The 20,007-nt window shown below is 67.9% G+C and carries 15 protein-coding genes and 1 tRNA gene; 2 read left to right on the top strand and 14 right to left on the bottom strand.

The features are described from left to right. Nucleotides 1–10: 10 nt before the first annotated feature. The 6 genes from ACMW4R_RS12565 to ACMW4R_RS12540 all read right to left on the bottom strand — a co-directional run bounded on the left by ACMW4R_RS12565 (nt 11) and on the right by ACMW4R_RS12540 (nt 8,200). Nucleotides 11–1,699, bottom strand: coding sequence for a hypothetical protein (locus ACMW4R_RS12565; protein WP_418300076.1), 1,689 nt, complete (start codon nt 1,697–1,699; stop codon nt 11–13). Between the two features lie 318 nt (nt 1,700–2,017). After that, nucleotides 2,018–4,297: a hypothetical protein gene (locus ACMW4R_RS12560; protein WP_418300075.1), complete on the bottom strand. Its 2,280-nt coding sequence runs from the start codon at nt 4,295–4,297 to the stop codon at nt 2,018–2,020. Nucleotides 4,298–4,654: 357 nt separating this feature from the next. Next, on the bottom strand, nt 4,655–5,341 hold the full coding sequence (locus ACMW4R_RS12555; protein WP_418300074.1) for a hypothetical protein: 687 nt from the start codon (nt 5,339–5,341) through the stop codon (nt 4,655–4,657). A gap of 104 nt (nt 5,342–5,445) precedes the next feature. Continuing rightward, nucleotides 5,446–5,517 (bottom strand) — tRNA-Gln (locus tag ACMW4R_RS12550). 201 nt (nt 5,518–5,718) lie between these two features. Then, nucleotides 5,719–7,233: a glutamate--tRNA ligase gene (gltX, locus tag ACMW4R_RS12545; RefSeq protein ID WP_418300073.1), complete on the bottom strand. Its 1,515-nt coding sequence runs from the start codon at nt 7,231–7,233 to the stop codon at nt 5,719–5,721. A 10-nt stretch (nt 7,234–7,243) separates the two neighbouring features. Continuing rightward, entirely contained in the window at nt 7,244–8,200 is a 957-nt protein-coding gene (locus ACMW4R_RS12540) for a LysR family transcriptional regulator (RefSeq protein ID WP_058628558.1), read from the bottom strand. Nucleotides 8,201–8,280: 80 nt separating this feature from the next. On the opposite strand from ACMW4R_RS12540, the gene ACMW4R_RS12535 reads away from it, so the two are divergent. Continuing rightward, entirely contained in the window at nt 8,281–9,366 is a 1,086-nt protein-coding gene (locus ACMW4R_RS12535) for an aminotransferase class V-fold PLP-dependent enzyme (protein ID WP_418300072.1), read from the top strand. Nucleotides 9,367–9,544: 178 nt separating this feature from the next. On the opposite strand, the gene ACMW4R_RS12530 is transcribed toward ACMW4R_RS12535, so the two are convergent. From ACMW4R_RS12530 to ACMW4R_RS12510, 5 genes are all read right to left on the bottom strand, one after another. Beyond that, nucleotides 9,545–10,786: an MFS transporter gene (locus ACMW4R_RS12530; RefSeq protein ID WP_418300071.1), complete on the bottom strand. Its 1,242-nt coding sequence runs from the start codon at nt 10,784–10,786 to the stop codon at nt 9,545–9,547. Then, complete coding sequence (locus tag ACMW4R_RS12525) at nt 10,779–11,546, bottom strand: fumarylacetoacetate hydrolase family protein (RefSeq protein WP_418300070.1); 768 nt, start codon at nt 11,544–11,546, stop codon at nt 10,779–10,781. The genes ACMW4R_RS12530 and ACMW4R_RS12525 overlap by 8 nt, the downstream gene beginning before the upstream one ends. A 249-nt stretch (nt 11,547–11,795) precedes the next feature. Continuing rightward, entirely contained in the window at nt 11,796–12,902 is a 1,107-nt protein-coding gene (locus ACMW4R_RS12520) for a branched-chain amino acid aminotransferase (protein WP_058614249.1), read from the bottom strand. A 54-nt stretch (nt 12,903–12,956) separates the two neighbouring features. Continuing rightward, nucleotides 12,957–14,006 (bottom strand): 3-isopropylmalate dehydrogenase, encoded by a 1,050-nt coding sequence (locus ACMW4R_RS12515; RefSeq protein ID WP_418300069.1) that lies wholly within the window; start codon nt 14,004–14,006, stop codon nt 12,957–12,959. Nucleotides 14,007–14,031: 25 nt separating this feature from the next. Further along, nucleotides 14,032–15,570, bottom strand: a complete 1,539-nt coding sequence (locus ACMW4R_RS12510) for an MFS transporter (protein ID WP_418300068.1) — start codon at nt 15,568–15,570, stop codon at nt 14,032–14,034. A 79-nt stretch (nt 15,571–15,649) separates the two neighbouring features. Between ACMW4R_RS12510 and ACMW4R_RS12505 the strand changes: the two genes are divergently transcribed. Then, entirely contained in the window at nt 15,650–16,192 is a 543-nt protein-coding gene (locus tag ACMW4R_RS12505; protein ID WP_058628563.1) for a TetR/AcrR family transcriptional regulator, read from the top strand. 1,077 nt (nt 16,193–17,269) lie between these two features. On the opposite strand, the gene serA is transcribed toward ACMW4R_RS12505, so the two are convergent. The 3 genes from serA to ACMW4R_RS12490 form a co-directional block, all read right to left on the bottom strand. Beyond that, entirely contained in the window at nt 17,270–18,874 is a 1,605-nt protein-coding gene (gene serA / locus ACMW4R_RS12500; RefSeq protein WP_418300067.1) for a phosphoglycerate dehydrogenase, read from the bottom strand. A gap of 174 nt (nt 18,875–19,048) precedes the next feature. After that, nucleotides 19,049–19,387: a bacitracin resistance protein gene (locus ACMW4R_RS12495; RefSeq protein ID WP_418300066.1), complete on the bottom strand. Its 339-nt coding sequence runs from the start codon at nt 19,385–19,387 to the stop codon at nt 19,049–19,051. Beyond that, a complete protein-coding gene (locus tag ACMW4R_RS12490) occupies nt 19,384–19,914 on the bottom strand; it encodes a DNA polymerase III subunit gamma/tau (RefSeq protein ID WP_363334040.1) in 531 nt (176 codons plus the stop codon). Before ACMW4R_RS12490 ends, ACMW4R_RS12495 begins: the two co-directional genes overlap by 4 nt. Nucleotides 19,915–20,007: the final 93 nt, after the last annotated feature.

Here is a 20,007-nt window from a genome sequence, read left to right as displayed (position 1 = left end):
TTCCTGGACGTCAGCGGGTAGGCACGGTCGGAACGGGCAGTGCCGGACTCGGCACGTCGTCCTCGATCGGATCGGGAGTGGGAGTCGGTGAGGCACTCGGCCGCGGCGCGGGAGCCGGGGTCGGGGCGTCGGGCGTGGGCGCCGGAAGCGCGGGGGCCTCGTCGACGGGCGCGAGACGGGTCTCGGGCGCGACCGAGGGCGTGGTCGACGTGGCATCGGCCGTCACCTCGAGCGGCAGGCGCACGTCGTACGCCGCCGCACCACCGCCGCCCTCCGCCCAGATCGTGTAGCTTCCCGGCGCCAGCGGCTGGAGGGTGACGAGCGTCACGGCGAGCCGTCCGTCGTCGCCGGCCGTGGCGTAGGCGTCCGCACCGACGAGCAGGGGTTGCCGCTCCCAGGCGCCGTTACGCAGCGAGACGCGCAAACTCGTCCCCGGGGTGACGTCGCTGCCCTCGAGGGCCACTCCGCCCGACGGGTCGGCGAGCGAACCGGAGCTCACAGAACTCGTCGACAGGGAGATCTTCGACGCGGGGGCCGCCGGGTTGCCCGTGACACGGAAGGTGCCGGTCGCGTAGTCGCCCGTCGTGGTCGATCGCGCCGTGACGGTGTACTCGCCCTCAGGAATGCCCTTCGGGCTCGTGATGGCGTTGCTGTCACGGCCCTCGCCGTCCGTGCGCGAGATACCGAGCGACGCCGTGTAGCCGCGAGAGGTGGTCAGAAGCAGCTCGTAGGTGTCGAACGGCAGGAATCCGTCGAGCGCGAACCGCATTCCGGGCTCGGCGGCGAAGTCGGCGACAGAGATCTCGCGGCTCGCCGGGGTCACGGCCTTGTCGGCGGTGCGTACGGCGCCCGCGGTCACCTGGAAGGTGGCGGATCCGCTGCGATCGTCCGAGACGAAGCTCATGAGCCAGGTACCCACCTGCGAGTTGACGGAGTTCATCTGCAGTTGATACGAGAAGTTCCCGTTCTCGTCCGAGTGGAGACCCTCGTACTCGCCCACCGCGTACATCGTGGTGTCCGGCATGCCGAGATTGAAGAAGACCTTGGTCATCGGCGAGAACCCGCTCGCGTGGATCGTGACGGGTCGGTCGAGGAACTCGTCCTGGCTGATGGTGGCCGGGTCGCTCGAGACCGTGATGACGTCGGTCGTCGCGGTGATGTCGAGCAGGGCCGACCCCGCCTCGCCCGCCGACGAGCTGACCGTGATCTGTGCGAGGCCGGCCTCGGGGCGTGTGTTCTCGGGGTCGACATCGAGCGTGCGGACCCGGGTGACGATCGTGCCGTCGGCGTCGGCTTGCACGGGAGCCCAGTGCTTCGTGGTCCCCGAGCTGAAGACGATGCCGATCTCCACGTCGGAGCCCGGGGTGAGCCCGTGGGCGGTCACTTCCACCCCGGAAGCCCAGAGCCAGTACTGCTCGATGCTCGTCGCATCGAGGCTGACGGGCACGATCGCGGTCGTCTCCGGCGCTGCCGCGATGACGCGGCTGTCGTCGAGAGCGGCCGCCCCCTCGGACTCGGCGAGCGTGAACGACCCCGCGCGCTCGAGATCGATGGCGGATGCCACCGCGCCGACGTTCGAAGCGGGTTGGGCGGGCGCGGCGGGAATGCCGCTCTGCGCGACGGCGACGGTGCCGGCGGCGCCACCGACGACGAGGACGGCGACGAGGGCCGCACCGGCGGTGATCCAGGGTTTCTTCATAGGTGCCTCAGGGGGTGTACGGATGATGTGCGTACAGTGAAGCACGATGTGAAGGATTTTTTCAGATTATTTTTGCGCTCGCCACACACCGTCACACGATCGTCATGTAGCGACGCAAGCGTCGAGTTCTTACGCCCGCAGTCAAACCTCCGCGAGAACGGGAGGCACACAATCACACTCGAGCATCCGACCAAGCCGAACCGCATCGAATGCGATCCGCCGACAGCAGGTCATCGGTGACACCAGCATGCACAGCGCGAACGGCGCGATCGAAGGGTCTGGAGCTTCGCAACGCGGGAGCGATTCGGCGTTGCGGAGTCATATCTGCTGCCAGACCCCGCCCGTCCACAGCAAATCAAGCGATTCGAACTGATTCAGCGTCGGATTTCCCGCGCTACTGCTTCGAACCTTCGAGGCTCCGCCCGCTACGACAACGACCGGGTAGCTGGACTGATTCAGCAGCGACAAGCGCTGTCCGCGGACCGTCCCTGCGGGGATCGACGGAACTGTCAGTGCTGAGGTGTGCCCTTGGAAGCCAACGGCGCCAACCAGTTCGCCTGAGACCGACAGCGCCGAAAATGCGTCACTGTCTGGCGAATGCACGAGGAACGCGCTGGATCTCCGGGTTACACCTGAGTATTCGCGTTCACGCCAAGATATGGATGACTTCTTTTCCGCTAGGAACGCGGCACTCGATGCCGACAGGATCGCTGACGGAAGATAGTCGAAGACAAAGCTCGAGGAAAATAGTGCACGTGAAGTTGCCGAAACGCTGGCCGAAAAGCGGGGCGAAGCGGTCGGATTCCCAAACACAACATCTATCTCTGAGCTACGCCAGACAGAATCACTATTCAACTGGATAAGGGTAAGACCGGCGGGTATCGAAGCAGGTGCCGTGCCGGAGAAGTTGAGTGAGACAGCGGACGCTCGGACTTCAGAGTTGCTAAGGGCAATGGAAACATTCAGGTCAGAAGCTCCCGAGACAGCTGGAACCACAGCGGGAAATTCTACAGAAAGATTGCTGATTACTAGACGGCTATTCAGTATGTGAAGCGCTTCGCGGGGAGAGTTGACAACGCGGACGTTCTGGATGTGGTCGGTCGCCGCCTCGCGCTCGCCGCCGTAGGAACCGGTTGTATTTCGCCGTACACGAATCGCGTTGCGCGAGGGACCGTCGATATACGCACCGTCGATAGTAGTCCGACTAGTCACCCCGTCGCTCTGGGTGAAAATGACGACGCCGACACTTCCACCTACTAGATGAAGGTTGCGAAAGGAGTGGCCGCGCCCGCGAGATGCGATTCCTCCAGCACCACCAAGCACGAGAATGTTCGAGAAAGTGCTGTTTCGCCCTCCATGGTGAGGACTGACTGCTTGCGAATCGCACTGGATTCCTGTGACAGCGGTAACACTCGCACCGTAGGTCGAACCAAAGTTGCCAAGTGCGTCCGGCGCTACTGGGCCCATTCCGCTGATTGGCTCGGTCGAATTTATGTCGTCAGTCCACACATGGCGGCAATGCGCACCCCGGAGGTTCGAGTACTGACCGTAGAACGACCCGTTGTCCGCTACCAGATAGCCAGCAGCCTTGGCTGAAGGGTCGTTGGGCGCGTAGCGTCCATCAATATTGTCGACTCGCGGAGACCAACACCCCTTCATTTGCACACCTGACGCTGGACTCCGATGAATGATGAGGTCTGACACGATGGGTTCGACGAGGTTCGTGCACCGCACCATTCCAGTGGTACTCCCGGACGCGGAGTCTAATATTCCCCCACGGAATTCGAATGTCGTTTCCAGCTTCACCAAACGCGGGCTCATCGTGACCGCGTCAAAGAGGCCAGTGTTGCCGGTAATAATGACATCGTTGGCCTCGATGCGATCAACAACCGCCATGAGGACCGCGCGCGGGTAGTTTCCGGTCGTGCTCGCTTCGGGGCGCGGGATCGATCCGGGCACATGGTTGTTCGCAATGACCTTGACGACGTCCCCTCGCGCGAGATTCGACACCGGTGTCGCGAGCGCAACCCTCATCATCGCATTCGGCTGATCACCGGGTGTTGGTTGAGCGTCGTAGATGTCTTCGATCGACGCCACCTCATAGATCGCTCCAACCGAGCCCTGAATGTCGAGGAGGAAGCTGTGCCCAGATTTCGTGATGTGCGCACCGTGCGCCAAAATCCGCAACGATCGGGGCGCGGAGGCGGATTCGGTCGTGAAATCAAAAACAGCGTTCAATAGCGCACGACTCACCTTGTAGCGACCACTGGGCACCACGACTGTAGGGTGAACTGCATTCGGAATCGCCAAAGCTGCGTTAATTGCGCTCTGAAGGCCACGCCACGAGTCTTCTTCTCCCGACGAGTCGATATCCGGAAACGACGCGGCAGATGCGATGATCACAGCGGTGTCCGCCGAGTCTGCGAGCCCCACCTGGTCGCCGGCGATCTCTTGGATCGACGCCCCGCCCGTAGCGGATATATCGGCTGCCGCCGCAGGTGTGATCGACGCAATACCGTGCGCAGCGGTGCCGACAATACCTAGCGAGCTGAGCGTGAGGAGTTCTCGTCGGCTCGCCAGCCCCGGCTTGCGCTCCATCGTTTCCCCCACACCAGTCCGCCGACAGTCAGCCCAAACGCTAGCGCGATAGCTAGTCGCCTGCCGCCAAGTACGGAAATCTTCACGTGTCGCCGGCGGTCGGCCAGATCCACTTAAGTCTGGTCAGTTTCTATCTCGGACGGGACCGAGATCGACGAGAGCTGCGCTTCTCCCACCCCCAACAGGTCCGGCGACGACGCACTCGACACCTCGCCCTCGGGAAGCATCTCGGCACGACTTCGGGCGCGGCGTGGCTCCCCGGGCAACCCCGCCCACTCGGTCGGTTCCTCCGGACGCTGCGCAACGATTCCCATGACCCCATTGTGCTCGCGACGCGTCACGAGGGGACGGGCGAGGTCAGCGCGCGAAGACGTATCGCAGAGAAATGCGCCCGCCCTCATCCACCGAGACCTCGGCGGTGACGGTCATCCCGTCGACGGGAGTCGCCGGCAGACGGAACGTCTGAGCGACACCCTCCTCGCGCCCCGCATCCCCGACGTTCTGCTGCAGGTCCCGCAGATCGCTGTCCGACCATCCCCACTGAGCCGCGCGCTGCTCGAGATCCGAGCGGATGGCGACCCAGGTGGCGCTCGAGGCGGGAGCCACCGTCAGAGCGGTCAGTCGGTCCTGTTCCGTCGCAAGGGCGAACCAGGAGACCCCGGGGAAGGAGATCACTCCCCCGCTCCCGCGGACATCGACGGTCAGCGGAACGAGCGTTTCGACCGGCGTGTCGCCGTTCGCGGGGAGCCCGAGTTCACCCGCGGAGGCAGCATCGACGACGTCGACGGTGGCGTGTCGCTGCCGGTTCAGGAAGTCGAGGCCCGCCTGATCGAACCGCGACTGCCCATCCGGGAGTTGCTGATCGGCGGAGGCGGTCGGAGCATCTTCGACCCACCACGAGTTCGCCATGCCGTACGCCCCCAACGCCGCGACGGCGCAGACGACGAGCACGACACCGATCGTGATCCACGTCGACAGTCGCTCCCGGCGGGCGCGACGCTCCGACGGCGACGGTCGTCGCGGTGGAGAAGCGGTCGTGGTCATACCTCCTGCCTACCAGGATGACCGCGGACATGCGAGACCCTCGGGGGGAAAAGCAAAAGCCCCGGATTCCGCGCTTTGCGCGTTGACCGGGGCTTTTCGTCTTGCTGGGGTACCTGGACTCGAACCAAGAACAACGGAACCAGAAACCGCCGTGTTGCCAATTACACCATACCCCAAGGCGCTGAGCCGGAACTCGTGCCGAGGATCAAGCTTACGTGAAGCGCGGCCCAGCGCCAAACCGGCGTCGGCCCGCGCGCGTCGCACGCCGCGATGTCGCCGGCGCGACGTGCTTACAGAATGCGAGAACCTCGCAGAATCCGACGGGGATTCTGCGAGGTTCTGCGAGTCTCGCGGACGGGGCGACAGGCGGCGGATGCTCAGCCGAGGTGACGGACGAGCGCATCGAGGCGACGCAGAGTCTCGGTCTTACCGAGCAGTTCCATCGACTCGAAAAGCGGGGGCGATACACGACGGCCGGTCAGCGCCACGCGAGGCGGCCCGTAAGCGACGCGGGGCTTGAGGCCCAGCTCGTCGACCAGCGCTCGCGACAGCGCCTCCTGCACGGCCGCTGCGGTGAACTCCGTCTCCGGCACGAGTTCGAGGGCTCCGACCGATGCCACGAGCACCTCGGCCGCGTTCGCCGGGAGACCCTTGAGCGCATCCTCGGCGTACTCCACTTCGGAGACGAAGAGGAACCCGAGCATGCCCGGCACCTCACCGAGCAGTTGCACGCGCTCCTGAACGAGCGGAGCGGCGGCGGCGATGATCGCCCGGTGCTCCGGCGACGGCTCCTCGGCGATGAACCCGGCCCCCGCGAGGTAGGGGACGATCCGCGCGGCGAAGTCGTCGGCATCCAGCATCCGGATGTGGTCGCCGTTGATCGCCTCGGCCTTCTTCTGGTCGAACCGCGCGGGGTTCGGGTTGACGTCGGCGATGTCGAAGGCCGCGATCATCTCGTCGAGCGAGAACACGTCGCGATCGCTCGACAGCGACCAGCCAAGGAGCGAGAGGTAGTTGAGCAGTCCCTCGTGGATGAAACCTTTCTCACGCTGCAGGAACAGGTCGGCCTGCGGGTCGCGCTTCGAGAGCTTCTTGTTGCCGGTCTCACCCAGCACCAGCGGCATGTGACCGAAGCGCGGAATGAACGTCGTGACGCCGGCATCCACCAGCGCCGAGTACAGCGCGAGCTGCCGCGCGGTCGAAGGCATGAGGTCTTCACCGCGGATGACGTGGGTGATACCCATGAGGGCGTCGTCGACCGGGTTCACGAACGGATAAAGGGGCACTCCCCCGGCGCGCACGAGCACGAAGTCGGGGAACGATCCCGCGGGGAAGGTCACCTCGCCGCGGATGAGGTCGACGTAGGTGAGGTCGTGGTCGGGCACGCGCAGGCGCCACGCGGGCTGGCGCCCCTCGGCGCGGAACGCCGCCTTCTGCTCCTCGGTGAGGTCGCGATCGAAGTTGTCGTAGCCGAGCTGCTTCGCGCGGCCGTTGGCCTCGTTGCGCGCATCGATCTCCTCGGCCGTCGAGTAGCTCTCGTACACCGCTCCCGCCGCGACGAGCTTGTCGAGAACCTCGCGATAGATCTCGTGACGCTGGGACTGCCGGTAGGGAGCGTGCGGACCCCCGACCTCGACGCCCTCGTCCCAATCGATGTTCATCCATCGCAGGGCATCGAGGAGCTGCTGATAGCTCTCCTCGCTGTCGCGCGCGGCATCGGTGTCTTCGATACGGAAGACGAGCTTTCCGCCGTTGTGCCGGGCGTAGGCCCAGTTGAACAGGACGGTGCGGATGAGACCGACGTGCGGCAGACCCGTCGGAGACGGGCAGAACCGGACGCGGACGTCGGCACCGGTGGCGGTCGTGGTGCGGGGATCGGGAGAGGCAGACATCCCCTCGATCCTACCGGCGGCGCGCCTGACGCCCCGAGGGCAGGGGGTAGTCGGCGAGCACCTCGGCGATGACGTCGAGCGCCACCCCGACCGCCGGCACGCGTTCCGCGCCGCGAGCGGTCACCACGTGCAGCGTGCGGGCCTCGGCATCCGGGAGCCGAGGAGCGGCGATTCCCGCGAGCAGCGGGAAGGATGCCACCGCCATGCGCGGCAGGATCGCGACCCCCACGCCCTGCGCGACGAGGTTCTCGACGGCGATGTAGTTGTCGGTCTCGAAGGCGATGTCGGGGACGAAGCCCGCTCGCGCACAGGCTTCGAGCAGGTGCCCCCGACACTGGGGGCATCCCGCGATCCACCGATCGTCCGCGAGGCGGGAGAGGTCGATGGGGCCGGTGGCGGCCGGGTGGTCGACGGGCAGGATGAGAACGGTGTCGTCTCCACCGACCGCGCGCACCGAGAGTCCGTTGGCGGCGAGGTCGAGCTCACGCCGGTCACCGGGATAGCTGTAGGTGAGCGCGATGTCGGCCCGGTCCTCGCGTACCGCGACGATCGCCTCGGGTGGTTCGGCTTCGACGAAGCTGATCGAAACCCCGGGACGGCGAGCCGTGACGGCGGCGATGACGCGGGGAACGACGGTCGACGAGGCCGAGGGGAATGCGGCGATGCGCACGCGACCGGCCCGCAGACCACGCAGCTCGGCGAGGTCACCGGCGGCGGCCTCGAGGGCCGTCGTGACCACGGCCGCGTGCCGCGCGAGGACGCGGCCGGCCTCCGTCAGGCGTACACCGCGCCCGACGCGCTCGACGATCGGCGTGCCCGCGCGCCGCTCGAGCCGCCGCAGTTGCTGGCTCACCGCCGGCTGGCTGTAGCCCAACGCGTGGGCGGCCGCGGTGATCGAGCCGGTGTCGGCGATGGCCTTCACGACGCGGAGCGAATGGGCGTCGAGGTCGTCGTCCTGATCGGTCACCCTGATACATAAGCAGAGTGCATGTTTCTCATGCAATACCTGCTCTAGTGCAATGTCGCGCTCCGCGGGAGCCTGGATCCATGAGCAGCCTCGCCTCCCGCTTCACCGGCGGCCGCGACTATCTCGCCGCCTGTACCGTCGGTCTCCCGTCTCGCGCCACGGTGCGCGCCGTCCGCGCCGACCTCGACGCCGCGGCATCCGGTCGCCCCGATGTCGCCGCCGCGTCCCGCGCCGTCGAGGATGCGCGCGCCGCGTACGCGCGCCTCGTGCGCTGCCCCGCCAGCGACGTCGCGATCGCCTCGCAGACGTCAGTGATGGTGTCTCTCATCGCCGCTTCGCTTCCCGACGGTGCCGAGGTCCTCTGCCCCGAGGGCGACTTCGCGTCGCTCGTCGCCCCCTTCGCCCACGCCGGTCGAGGGATCCGTCTGCGTACCGCGTCGCTCGGCGAGCTCGCCCACGCCGTGGATGCCGAGACCTCTCTCGTGGCCTTCTCTCTCGTGCAGTCGGCGACCGGAGAAGTCGCGGATGCCGCGGGGATCGTCGCCGCGGCCGCCCGCGTCGGCGCGCGCACGCTGTGCGATCTCACGCAGGCCGCGGGCTGGCATCCGGTCGACGCCACCTTCTTCGACGCGACGGTCTGTCACGCGTACAAGTGGCTCTGCTGCCCCCGTGGCGTCGGCTTCCTCACCGTTCGACCCGATTTCGCGCGGTCGCTCCGGCCGGTGCAGGCGGGCTGGTACTCGGGAGACGATCCGTGGGCATCGTGCTACGGAACCGGCGGCACCCTCGCGCCGGACGCGCGCCGGTTCGACGTCTCGCCCGCCTGGCAGGCCTTCGTCGGGGCCGCTCCCGCGATCGAGATGTTCGCCGACGCCGACATCACGGAGGTCTACGCCCACGCGACGGGGTTGGCGGCGCGATTCCGCGAAGGACTCGGACTCCCCCAGCCGGCACGCCCCTCGGCGATCGTCACGTGGCCGGATGCCGACGGCGAAGCCCTCTCGCGGCTGTCAGCTCGCGGCATCACGGCGTCGGGACGCGCGGGCCGCGCGCGCGTCGCGTTCCACGTCTTCAACGACGACGGCGACGTGGACCGCGCGCTCCGCGCGCTGGGGACCACCGCCGTGCCCGCCGCCCGGCCGGCAGCTCTCAGCTACTCGATCTGATCGGTCGACGCGCGCGCGGCCACGGCCCGGGTGGGTGCGGAACTCCTGACTTTCTGGGCTCGCCGCGTGGTTCTCGACGGGCGCGCGGTGCACGGCCCCGATCTCTCAGGAGTTTCGCACGCGCACGCCTATAGATGAGCGGGCTCTCGTGCGCGCCCGGGGCATATCGCGCCGACGGTCAGGACGCGCGTGCCCGGACGACCACGGCACCCACGCACACGAGCGCGACGGGCACGAAGGCCCAGAGGGCGAGACCGCCGTACCCGACGAGCCCGAGGATCACGCCCGCGAGGATCGATCCGACGGCGGCGCACGCGGTCATAAGGGTGTCGCTGCGGCCCTGACGTCGCGGGCGCAGAGCGAGCGGGGTCGCCTCGGTCAGCAACGCGGAGCCCGCCACGGTCGCGGCGCTCCAGCCCAGGCCGAGCAGCACGAGAGCAACCAGCACGCCGGACTGGAACGCGGAGAACAGCGACGCGACGACGAGCGACGCCGCGAGGAGCGCCTGCCCCAGCAGGATCACCGTGAGACGTCCGACGCGGTCGGCGAGGATGCCGAAGACCGGTGACAGGCCATACATGCCGAACACGTGCAGCGCGATCGTCACACCGACGGCGAGCGTGACGGCATCCGGGGCGACGATGTGCGACAGGTGCACGGGCGTCATCGCCATCACCGACGCCATCGTGACGTGGGAGGCGGCGACCGCGAGCATCGCGAACCGGGCGAGTCCCGGGCGATCGGCCTCGGGAATGTCGGCCACCGAGGCGGTCTTCTCCCGGTCGAGGCGCTGCGCGAGCAAGAGGGGGTCGGGCCGCAGAACGAGCACGTACAGAGCGAACGCCCACACCTGCGCGGCGAACGAGAAAAGGTAGGCGCCCGTCAGCCGCGGCATCCCGATGCTCGCCCCGACGAGCTCACCGGGTGCGAGGAGCAGAGGACCCACCACGCCTCCGACGGTGGTCGCCCAAACCACCGTCGCGAGGTCGCGACCGCGACGAGCGGTCGTCGCGAGGTCGGTCGCGGCGAAACGCGATTGGAGCGTGCCGGCGTTCCCGGCCCCGATGAGCGCGATGCCCACCAGCAGCAGGGGGAAGGTGCGGGTGGCGGCCGCCGCGATGACGACAATGATCCCGCTGAGCGCCGCGAGGTTTCCCGTCGTCAGCGCGAATCGCCGGCCGCGACGGGCAGCCAGTCGGGCGAGCGGAATGGCGGTCAGGGCAGCGCCGAGGGTGACCGCGGCGGTCGCGAAGCCCGACAGCGCCTCCTGGCCCGACAGATCGGCCGCGAGGAGAGCTCCGAGCGACAGGGTGGCCCCGAAAGCCACACCGGTGAGCACCTGCCCCGCCGCCAGGACCCGCACCGTACGGCGCTGGGTGGCGGCGAGGTCGATGCCCACCGGCGCGGTCGCGTCAGGCATCGCGCGCGGTGTTGCGCAGAACCCCGATACCGCTGACCTCGACCTCGACGGCATCACCGGCAACGAAGGGACCGACGCCGGCGGGGGTGCCGGTGAGGATCAGGTCGCCGGGCAGGAGCGTGAAGACCGCGGACGCGTACGCGACCAGGGCGCCGACGCCGTGGATCATGTCGGACACCGGGCCCTGCTGACGGACCTCGCCGTTGACGCGCGTGGTGATCGCGGCGGTCTCGAGGTCGAGCTCGGTCTCGATGACGGGCCCGACGGGGCAGAACGTATCGAACCCCTTGGCGCGCGACCACTGCCCGTCACTGCACTGAAGGTCTCGTGCGGTGACGTCGTTGGCCACGGTGTAACCGAAGATGTAGTCGCTCGCCTTGTCGGCGGGGACGTTCTTGGCGATACGGCCGATGACGACGGCGAGCTCGCCCTCGTAGTCGGTGTGCGAGCTCAGACTCGTAGGCCGAACGATCACGTCTCCCGGGCCGATCACCGAGGTGTTGGGCTTGAGGAACATCAGGGGCTCGGCCGGCGCCTCGCCGCCCATCTCGGCGGCGTGGTCATGGTAGTTCTTGCCGATGCAGACCACCTTCGACCGCGGGATGACCGGCGCGAGGAGCGCGACATCGGACAGGGGCACGCGCTCCCCCGTCGTGTCGAATCCCGCGAACATCGGGTCTCCGGCGAGGACCACGAGCTCGCCGTCGTCGACGATCCCGTAGCGAATGGCATCCTGGTGGCTGAATCGAGCGATCTTCACCGCTTCAGCCTATCCGCGGGGTCGGACATGGCATCCGTCTCCCCACCCGCCCGGGGCGAGCGAGTCCGGCCCGAGCTCCTCCGCCCCGGCGCGCCCCTGGCCCGCGGCATCCATAAACACGATCCGCGCGCAGAAACACGTGCACACCGCGTTTCCGTGAGTGGATCGCGTTTATGGCGGAGGGGCGACGCCCGGCGGAGACGACGGAGGGGCCCCGGCATCCGGGAACCCCTCCGCTGGACTCGGCGCTTACGCGTCGAGGCGGTACAGCCAGCCGTGCTTGTCTTCGGCGCGGCCGTACTGGATGTTCGTCAGCTCCTCGCGCAGCTCGAGGGCGAGAGTGCCCGTCGGCTGCTCGTCGATGAAGTCGCGACCCTTCAGGATGCCGATCGGCGTCACCACCGCGGCCGTGCCGCACGCGAACACCTCGACGATGTCTCCGGATGCCACACCCCGGCGCCACTCGTCGAGCGACACGTTGCGCCCCTCGACGTGGTGTCCTCGGTCGCGAGCGAGCTGCAGAAGCGAGTCGCGCGTGATGCCCTCGAGGATCGAGTCGGACTGCGGGGTGACGATCGTGCCGTCCTTGTAGACGAACACAACGTTCATGCCGCCGAGCTCTTCGACGTTGCGGTCCTGGTCGAGGAAGACGACCTGGTCGCACTCGTTCTCGTACGCCTCGGACTGGGGCAGGAGGCTGGCGGCGTAGTTGCCACCGGTCTTCGCCGCACCGGTACCGCCCTTGCCGGCGCGCGAGTAGTCCTCGCTGAGCCAGATCGAGACCGGCTTCACGCCGCCCTTGAAGTACGCACCCGCGGGGCTGGCGATGAGGTAGTACGCGACCTTGTGCGCGGGGCGCACGCCGAGGAACGCCTCCTTCGCGAACATGAACGGCCGCAGGTAGAGGCTCTGATCCTCGCCCGACGGCACCCACGCGCCGTCGACGGCGATCAGCTCGCGCAGCGACTGCAGGAAGTACGGCACGGGCAGCTCGGGCAGCGCCAGGCGGCGGGCCGAGCGCTGCAGACGACGACCGTTCTGGTCGGGGCGGAAGGTGTGCACGGATCCGTCGGCGTGACGGTAGGCCTTAATGCCCTCGAAGATCTCCTGTCCGTAGTGCAGGACAGCTGCGGCCGGGTCGAGCGAGATCGGCCCGTAGGGCGAGACGCGCGGGCGGTGCCAGCCGCCGCGGACCGACCAGCAGATGTCGACCATGTGGTCGGTGAAGCTCTGCCCGAACCCGGGGTTGGCGAGGATCGCGTCGCGATCCGCCGCGCTCTTCGCCGCGAGGTTGCGGGTGACGGCGAACTCGAGCGGGTCGAGTCCGGTGTCGGGGTCAGTGTCGATGGTGGTCATTCGTGATCCAAAACTGTTCGATGCGCGGGGGCGATGCGGGCCGATCGGTCCAGGTTACGCCTGGACGCGTTCGACGATGGCGTCGCCGATCTGGGCGGTGCTGCGGGCGCCGTCGCGGCTCGCGATGTCGTCCTCGACCGCGCGGGTGACGCGGGCGGCTTCGTCGGCGAGCCCGAGGTGATCGAGCAGGAGGGCGACGGAGAGGATCGCGGCCGTGGGGTCGGCCTTCTGGGTGCCCGCGATGTCGGGCGCCGATCCGTGGACGGGCTCGAACATCGAGGGGAACGCGCCGTCGGGGTTGATGTTGCCCGAAGCGGCGAGGCCGATGCCTCCGGTGACGGCGCCGGCCAAGTCGGTCAGGATGTCGCCGAAGAGGTTGTCGGTGACGATCACGTCGAAGCGGCCCGGGTTCGTGACCAGGAAGATCGTTGCCGCGTCGACGTGCAGGTAGTCTACGTCGACCCCGGGGTACTCGGATGCCACGGCATCCACGATCCGCTTCCACATGCCGCCGGCGTGCACGAGCACGTTCGTCTTGTGCACGAGCGTGAGCTTGTGGCGACGACGCTCCGCGAGGGCGAACGCGTATCGGACGACCCGCTCGACTCCGAAAGCGGTGTTGACCGACGTCTCGTTGGCGACCTCGTGCGGAGTGCCGCGACGGATCGCGCCGCCGTTGCCGACGTACGGGCCCTCGGTGCCCTCGCGCACGACCACGAAGTCGATGTCTCCCGGGTCGGCGAGCGGACCGCTCGCACCGGGGTACAGCTTCGACGGACGCAGGTTCACGTAGTGGTCGAGCTCGAACCGAAGCTTCAGCAGGAGGCCCCGCTCGATGTTCGCGTCTTTCAGGCGAGGGTCGCCGGGGACTCCCCCGACGGCGCCGAGCAGGATCGCATCCTGCGCCGCGATGGCCGCGAGGTCGTCATCGGTGAGCGTGTCGCCCGTCTCGAGGTAGCGACCCGCCCCGAGGGAGAAGTGCGTCTTCTCGAAGACGACTTCGGATTCGGCGGTGACCGCGTCGAGGACCTTCACGGCCTCCGCAACGACCTCGGGACCGATGCCGTCACCGGGGATGACGGCCAGCTTCACGACACGCGACATCGCTCTCCTCAGAGCTCGGGGCACGTCACTTCGTCGACGTGCCGCGGGTTCCTCCCAGGGTAGTGGCAGCGATCACACCCGCGACGACGATGAGGCCCGCCCCGATCAGAGCCGTGATGACCACACCCGAGTCGAACGCGTGTGCCGCCGCGGTCCGCAGAGCCTCGGCAAGGGTGGCGTCGTCGAGAGTGTGCGAGACGGCGACAGCCCCGGCGAGGGTTTCTCGGGAGGCTGATGCCGCGGCATCGGGCAGCCCCTCCGGCAGGACCAGCTGAGCGCGGTAGAACGCCGCCAGGATGCCGCCGAGCACAGCCGTTCCGAGCACCGCGCCCACCTCGTACGCCGTCTCGGAGACGGCGCTCGCGGCACCCGCCTTCGCGGAGGGCGCGCTCGACAGGATCAGCTCGTTCGACACCGTTTCAGCCGCACCGATACCGACGCCCAGCAGACCGAAGGCCACGATGAGCTGAACGAGGTCGGCGGTCGAGAGCGCGACCATCACGTAGGCGACCGCCGAGAAGCCGAGCGCGATCGGCACGACGACGCGCGGTGCGAAACGCGCCGCGATGGGCACGACCGCGAGGCCGGACACGATCATGAGGGCAAGCCCCGGGAGCAGGGCGAAGCCCGCGACCATCGGCGTCAGCCCGACGACGAGCTGCAGATGCTGGGCGACGAAGTACAGGAATCCGACGAGACCGACCACGCTCAGCAGGTTCACGAGGATCGCGCCCGAGAACGTGCCGCGCTGGAACAGTGTCATGTCGAGCATCGGCGCGGACAGGCGCCGCTGACGACGCACGAACAACCAGCCGAAGACGACGCCGATGACGAAGAGCAGGGGCGCGAGTGACACCGGGCCGTCGACGGCGAGCTTCTTGATGCCGTAGACGATCGGCACCATGGTCGCGAGCGACAGGAGGACGCTGATCGGGTCGAAGCGGCCAGGCGCGGGGTCGCGACTCTCGGGCACGAAGATGGGGGCGAGGATGAGCAGAGGCACGAGCACCGGTACCGCCATGAGGAACACCGAGCCCCACGAGAAGTGCTCGAGCAGGAAGCCCCCGACGATGGGACCGAGCGCGGCACCGGCCGAGAAACCCGAGGCCCAGATCGCGATCGCGAAGCGACGCTGATCACGGTCGCGGAAGATGCTCCGCAGCAGGGAGAGCGTGGAGGGCATGAGCATCGCGCCGAACACGCCCATCAACGCGCGGCCCGCGATGAGAGCAGCCGCCGTCGGGGCGAAGGCGGACAGCGCCGACACGGCTGCGAAACCCGTCGCGCCGATCAGCAGCATGCGCTTGCGGCCGAAGCGGTCGCCGAGGGTGCCCATCGTGACGAGGAGACCAGCCAAAACCAACGGGTAGACGTCGATGATCCAGAGCTGCTCGATGCTCGACGGCTGCAGGTCGAGTGCGATCTCGGGGAGAGCGAAGCTCAACACCGTGTTGTCGACCGAGACCAGGAGCACGGGCAGCATGAGCACGGCCAGCGCGAACCAGCCACGCCACCCGGCGCGGGTCACGGCGATGTCTTGCGTGGGCAACGACGAGGTGAGCATTCTTCGAATCCGTTTCTGAACCGTCCAGCCGGTATAGTAACAGACGAGAAACACTTGCCGCCAGTACGATCGAGGAGTCATGAGCCGCCCCCCACTCGCCCGCGAAGCCGTCCTCGACGCGTTCACGCGCATCCTCGTCGACGAGGGAGAGCGCGCGGCGACCGTCGATGCCACCGCGCGATCGGCCGGTGTCTCCAAGGGCGGTCTCCTCTACCACTTCAGCTCCAAGAGCGCCCTCGAAGCGGCCCTCGTGGAGCGCCTCGAGAAGCTCGCGCGCGAAGACGTGGAAGAGATCGAGAGGTCCACGGAGGGCGCCGTCGCCGCGCACATCCGCTCATCGCAGAACACCGGCTCCGCGCTCGACGTGACGATCCTCGCGGTATCCCGCCTCGCGCAGAACGGCAACGACGCCGCCACCGCATCACTCCGACGCGTGCGCGAGCTCTGGGAAGAGAGCCTGCGGGGCCACACCCGCGACGAGACCGCACTGCAGATCGTGCTGCTCGTCAGCGACGGCCTCTACTTCAACGCCGTTCTCGACCTCAACGCCGTCCCGAGCCCGCGGGTCGAGGGTGCTGACCTCGACAAGCTCATCGCCGCGGTCGTCGCGGCGACCACCTGATCCGCGCGAGGCGGCCCCTCGCCCGCGCATGTCTCGCAGATGCGACGTCACGCTCGCAGCACCCTCACTCGTGATTGTCATCGTTGCGATCTCGGTCCTCGATGCGAAGACCTCGCGGTTCTGGGCATGCAGATGCCCCGCCGCATACGCGCATGAGCGGGTTGCGGCGGGGCAGGGAGGAAGATCTCCGACAGGGAGAGCTTTAGGTCGTGGTTCCTCGACTCTTCGCCAAGGCGATCGAACCTCCGACAACCATGAGGATCCCACCGATTCCACCGATCACCCCGACGAAAACGTCAGTCCGAAGTGTGATGAGACCGACGATAACGAAGATCACGCCGAGGACGACAAGCAGAATGTTGATACCGCGCAATGACCTCATGGTCAGCTCCTCCTGTAACGGGCAGTCGAGTTCCAAAGATCTTTACAGGGACCGGTCAATGCGGCTCCTCCGTTGAACGCGGCGCCGAGGATCGCCAGCCAGTTACGCCCCGCGAGACCACCTGCTAGAGCGGCGCCGCTTCCGGCCATCCGCAATTGACACTGCCCCAGCAGATCCCTCTCGCGAGCGGTGAGCGTCGGCCCGAGCGTCGTGTACACGGCTCGCCCTGTCGCGGGATCTACGTAGCAGCCAACCGACGATGAACAGTAGCGCTGAGGCTCTGGCGCGCCCCATTGCGCGGACGCCCCGTCGCCGGAACCAGCGACGAGGCAACAATTGCGGCTACGAGGAGGGCGCCCTGAAAGCCGCGGCGGACTAGCGAGGGCGACGAGCCCGGAGGATTCTTCGTTATGGATTCGGATAACGGCTCTGAACAGCGATTCTTCATGCCCGGACACTGGCATCGGGCTGGATGTCCACCTTTAGGTGGACACGAGCTGGAGCCCAAGCAAACACAGGTCTATACGAGCATCCGACGAAACCGGCTCGTGCAAACTTCGTCGCGCGAACCACCCGACTGCGACGTTCACATCACCTTCTACCCGGATCGCGTGGACGGCGCAGAGTTTCGCGCACCGGCACTGAAACGACGAAGGGGGCCGCTCCCGCGACCCCCTCCCCCGAACGCTGTCGCGTCAGTCTTCGACGATGTCGATCTGCCGGAACAGGTCGGCGCCGACGGCCTCGCGCATGGCGCCGAGGATCTCGTCGGGCACGGGCGAATCGACGGTGAGGACCGAGAGCGCACGGCCCGTGGCATCCGGAGCAGCCACCTGGAGACCGGCGATGTTGATGCCCGCCTCACCCAGCTTCTGGCCGTAGATCGCGACGATGCCGGGGCGGTCGGCGTAGCGCATCACAAGGTGGTGCTTCTCGATCGGCACCTCGATGTCGTAGCCGTTGATGGCGACGACCTTCGGCACCATGCGGGTTCCGGCGAGCGTGCCGGCGACCGTCAGGGTCGACCCGTCGGCGAGCGTGCCGCGCAGGATCGTGATGTTGCGGTACAGCGGGCTCTCGGCCTCGACGACGAGACGCGCCTCGACACCGCGCTGTTCGGCGAAGAGCGGAGCGTTCACGTACGACACGCTCTCGCTGACGATGCGGCTGAAGTACCCCTTCAGTGCGGCGAGGCGGTAGACGCTCACGTCGTAGGCGGCGAGCTCGCCGCGCACCTCGATGTCGAGGCTGGTGAGGGCACTGTCGGCGAGGCCGCTGAAGAACTGGCCGAGCATCTCGACGAGCGCGATACCGGGACGCACGAACGGGTCGATCGCGCCGCCGGCGACGTTCACGGCATCCGGAACGAGGTCGCCCTCGAGGGCGAGCTTCACGGAGCGGGCGACGGAGACACCCGCCTTCTCCTGCGCTTCCTCGGTGCTGGCGCCGAGGTGCGGGGTGACCACGACGTTCGGCAGGTCGAGGAGCTTGCGCGCCGGGCCGCCCTCGGCGGGAGGCTCGGTCGAGAACACGTCGAGGCCGGCACCGGCGATCTCGCCGGTGGCGAGGGCGTCGAACAGCGCCTCCTCGTCGATGAGGCCACCGCGCGCGACGTTGATGACGTACGCCGTCTTCTTCATGCGGCGCAGCTGCTCGGCGCCGATCATTCCCGTCGTCTCGGGCGTCTTGGGCATGTGGATGGTGACGAAGTCGCTCTGCTCGAGGAGCTCGTCGAGCGAAACGAGCTGCACACCGAGCTGCTGAGCACGAGCCGCGGTGACGTAGGGGTCGTACGCGATCACGCGCATGTCGAACGCCTGCAACCGGGCGGCGATCAGCGCACCGATGCGTCCGAGACCGATGATGCCGATCGTCTTCTCGAACAGCTCGGTGCCGGTGAACGAGCTGCGCTTCCACAGGCCCTGCGCCAACGAGGAGTGGGCAGCCGGGATGCGACGGGCGAGAGACAGCACGTGCCCGACGGTGAGCTCGGCGGCCGAGATGATGTTGGAGGTCGGCGCATTGACGACCATGACTCCCGCCGCGGTGGCCGACTTGATGTCGACGTTGTCGAGGCCGACACCGGCGCGGGCGACGACCTTGAGCGACGGCGCCGCGGCGAGGGCCTCGGCGTCGATCTGGGTGGCCGAGCGCACGAGCACCGCGTGCGCGTCGGCGAGGGCCGAGAGCAGCGCGGGGCGATCGGTCCCGTCGACGTTGCGCACGTCGAAGTCGGGGCCGAGCGCGTCGATCGTGGCGGGAGAGAGTTCTTCGGCGATGAGCACGACGGGCTTCGTCACGGATGCGTCCTTCGAAACGGTGCTGGGGGTCTGACGCGCACCGTCGCGCACCGCCGGCGCGAACCGGGCGCGCGACCCGTGCGGGCCGTCTGCCAGCCTAGCGCGGAGGCGAATGGATGCCGGACCGTATGACGCCGGAGCGGGTCGCGCGCGATGACGTGCGCGAAACCGGGCTCAAGACCCGTACAACCCGTACGACGTCGTCCCGTACCCCACGATCGCGAGCCAGAAGGCCGCCGAGAGAGTCAGCCCGGCGAGCAGCACGAGGGCGAACTCCCCCGCCTTCCGCCGCGCGCCGATCGCGAAAGCGACGCCGAACGCGATGAGCGGGAAGACGATCGGCAGGCAGTAGACGAACCAGCCGAGGCCGTTGAGACCCAGCGGCCCGTTGACCTGCAGGATGAGCAGGGCCACCGAACTCCACACGACGTACGCGTAGAACAGTCCGAAGATTCCCGCGATCGTGACGACGAGCCACGTCGGCAGGTGACGGGTGTGGGCGACGGCGCTCATGCGAGAGATCCCATCGACAGGAACGGCCACGGCACGAGCAGGACGATGCCCAGGATCAGCAGGAGGAATCGCTGCCAGGTGCGCCACGAGCGCGTGAGCACGAGGACCGTCACGAACCACACGATCGGGGCGAGGGTGGCCCCGATGGTCATCGCGACGACGGTCACATCCGGGATGGGGATGCCGAGGCTCTGGAGCTGGCGTCCCGAAAGCAGCCAGCCGAGCGCGAAGAGCAGGAACGTCGCCGCCACCATGCCGATGCCCACCAGGCCGACGTTTCCGAGGGGCGCGGAATGCGCGGCATCCGGAGTCGCGTCCGTCGAGGAATCGACGGATGCCGCGGCCTCGGGCGCCCGCGGCGCCTCGCGTGTCGGCGGCGAATCGGAGACAGGGGGTTGAGGCACGAGGGGTTCCGGTCCCGCGACCGGCTCCGCCACGGGGTCGGGCGCGCGCTTGTCGCCGACGTCGAGGGTCGGGTCGTCGTCACCGCCCCACGAGAGGGCGTCGTCATCGCGCGGTGTGCTCACGATCCCACGGTAGCGGCGCTCCCCCGCGACCGGGTCGCGCCCCGCCGAGCGCCTCGTCCGCGGCATCCGGGGCGAGAGAACCCCATGCAACGG

The organism is Microbacterium sp. S1037 (genome assembly GCF_048381605.1).
Classification (GTDB): domain Bacteria; phylum Actinomycetota; class Actinomycetes; order Actinomycetales; family Microbacteriaceae; genus Microbacterium; species Microbacterium testaceum_B.
Note: the sequence above shows the minus strand (reverse complement) of the source record. Positions and strands in the feature narration are given on the sequence as shown.

Bases quoted from the DNA above. Each gene is read 5' to 3' on its own strand.
- ACMW4R_RS12565 (WP_418300076.1), bottom strand. From the start codon at position 1,699: ATGAAGAAACCCTGGATCACCGCCGGTGCGGCCCTCGTCGCCGTCCTC.
- ACMW4R_RS12560 (WP_418300075.1), bottom strand. From the start codon at position 4,297: ATGGAGCGCAAGCCGGGGCTGGCGAGCCGACGAGAACTCCTCACGCTC.
- ACMW4R_RS12555 (WP_418300074.1), bottom strand. From the start codon at position 5,341: ATGACCACGACCGCTTCTCCACCGCGACGACCGTCGCCGTCGGAGCGT.
- gltX (WP_418300073.1), bottom strand. From the start codon at position 7,233: ATGTCTGCCTCTCCCGATCCCCGCACCACGACCGCCACCGGTGCCGAC.
- ACMW4R_RS12535 (WP_418300072.1), top strand. From the start codon at position 8,281: ATGAGCAGCCTCGCCTCCCGCTTCACCGGCGGCCGCGACTATCTCGCC.
- ACMW4R_RS12530 (WP_418300071.1), bottom strand. From the start codon at position 10,786: ATGCCTGACGCGACCGCGCCGGTGGGCATCGACCTCGCCGCCACCCAG.
- ACMW4R_RS12520 (WP_058614249.1), bottom strand. From the start codon at position 12,902: ATGACCACCATCGACACTGACCCCGACACCGGACTCGACCCGCTCGAG.
- ACMW4R_RS12515 (WP_418300069.1), bottom strand. From the start codon at position 14,006: ATGTCGCGTGTCGTGAAGCTGGCCGTCATCCCCGGTGACGGCATCGGT.
- ACMW4R_RS12510 (WP_418300068.1), bottom strand. From the start codon at position 15,570: ATGCTCACCTCGTCGTTGCCCACGCAAGACATCGCCGTGACCCGCGCC.
- ACMW4R_RS12505 (WP_058628563.1), top strand. From the start codon at position 15,650: ATGAGCCGCCCCCCACTCGCCCGCGAAGCCGTCCTCGACGCGTTCACG.
- ACMW4R_RS12495 (WP_418300066.1), bottom strand. From the start codon at position 19,387: ATGAGCGCCGTCGCCCACACCCGTCACCTGCCGACGTGGCTCGTCGTC.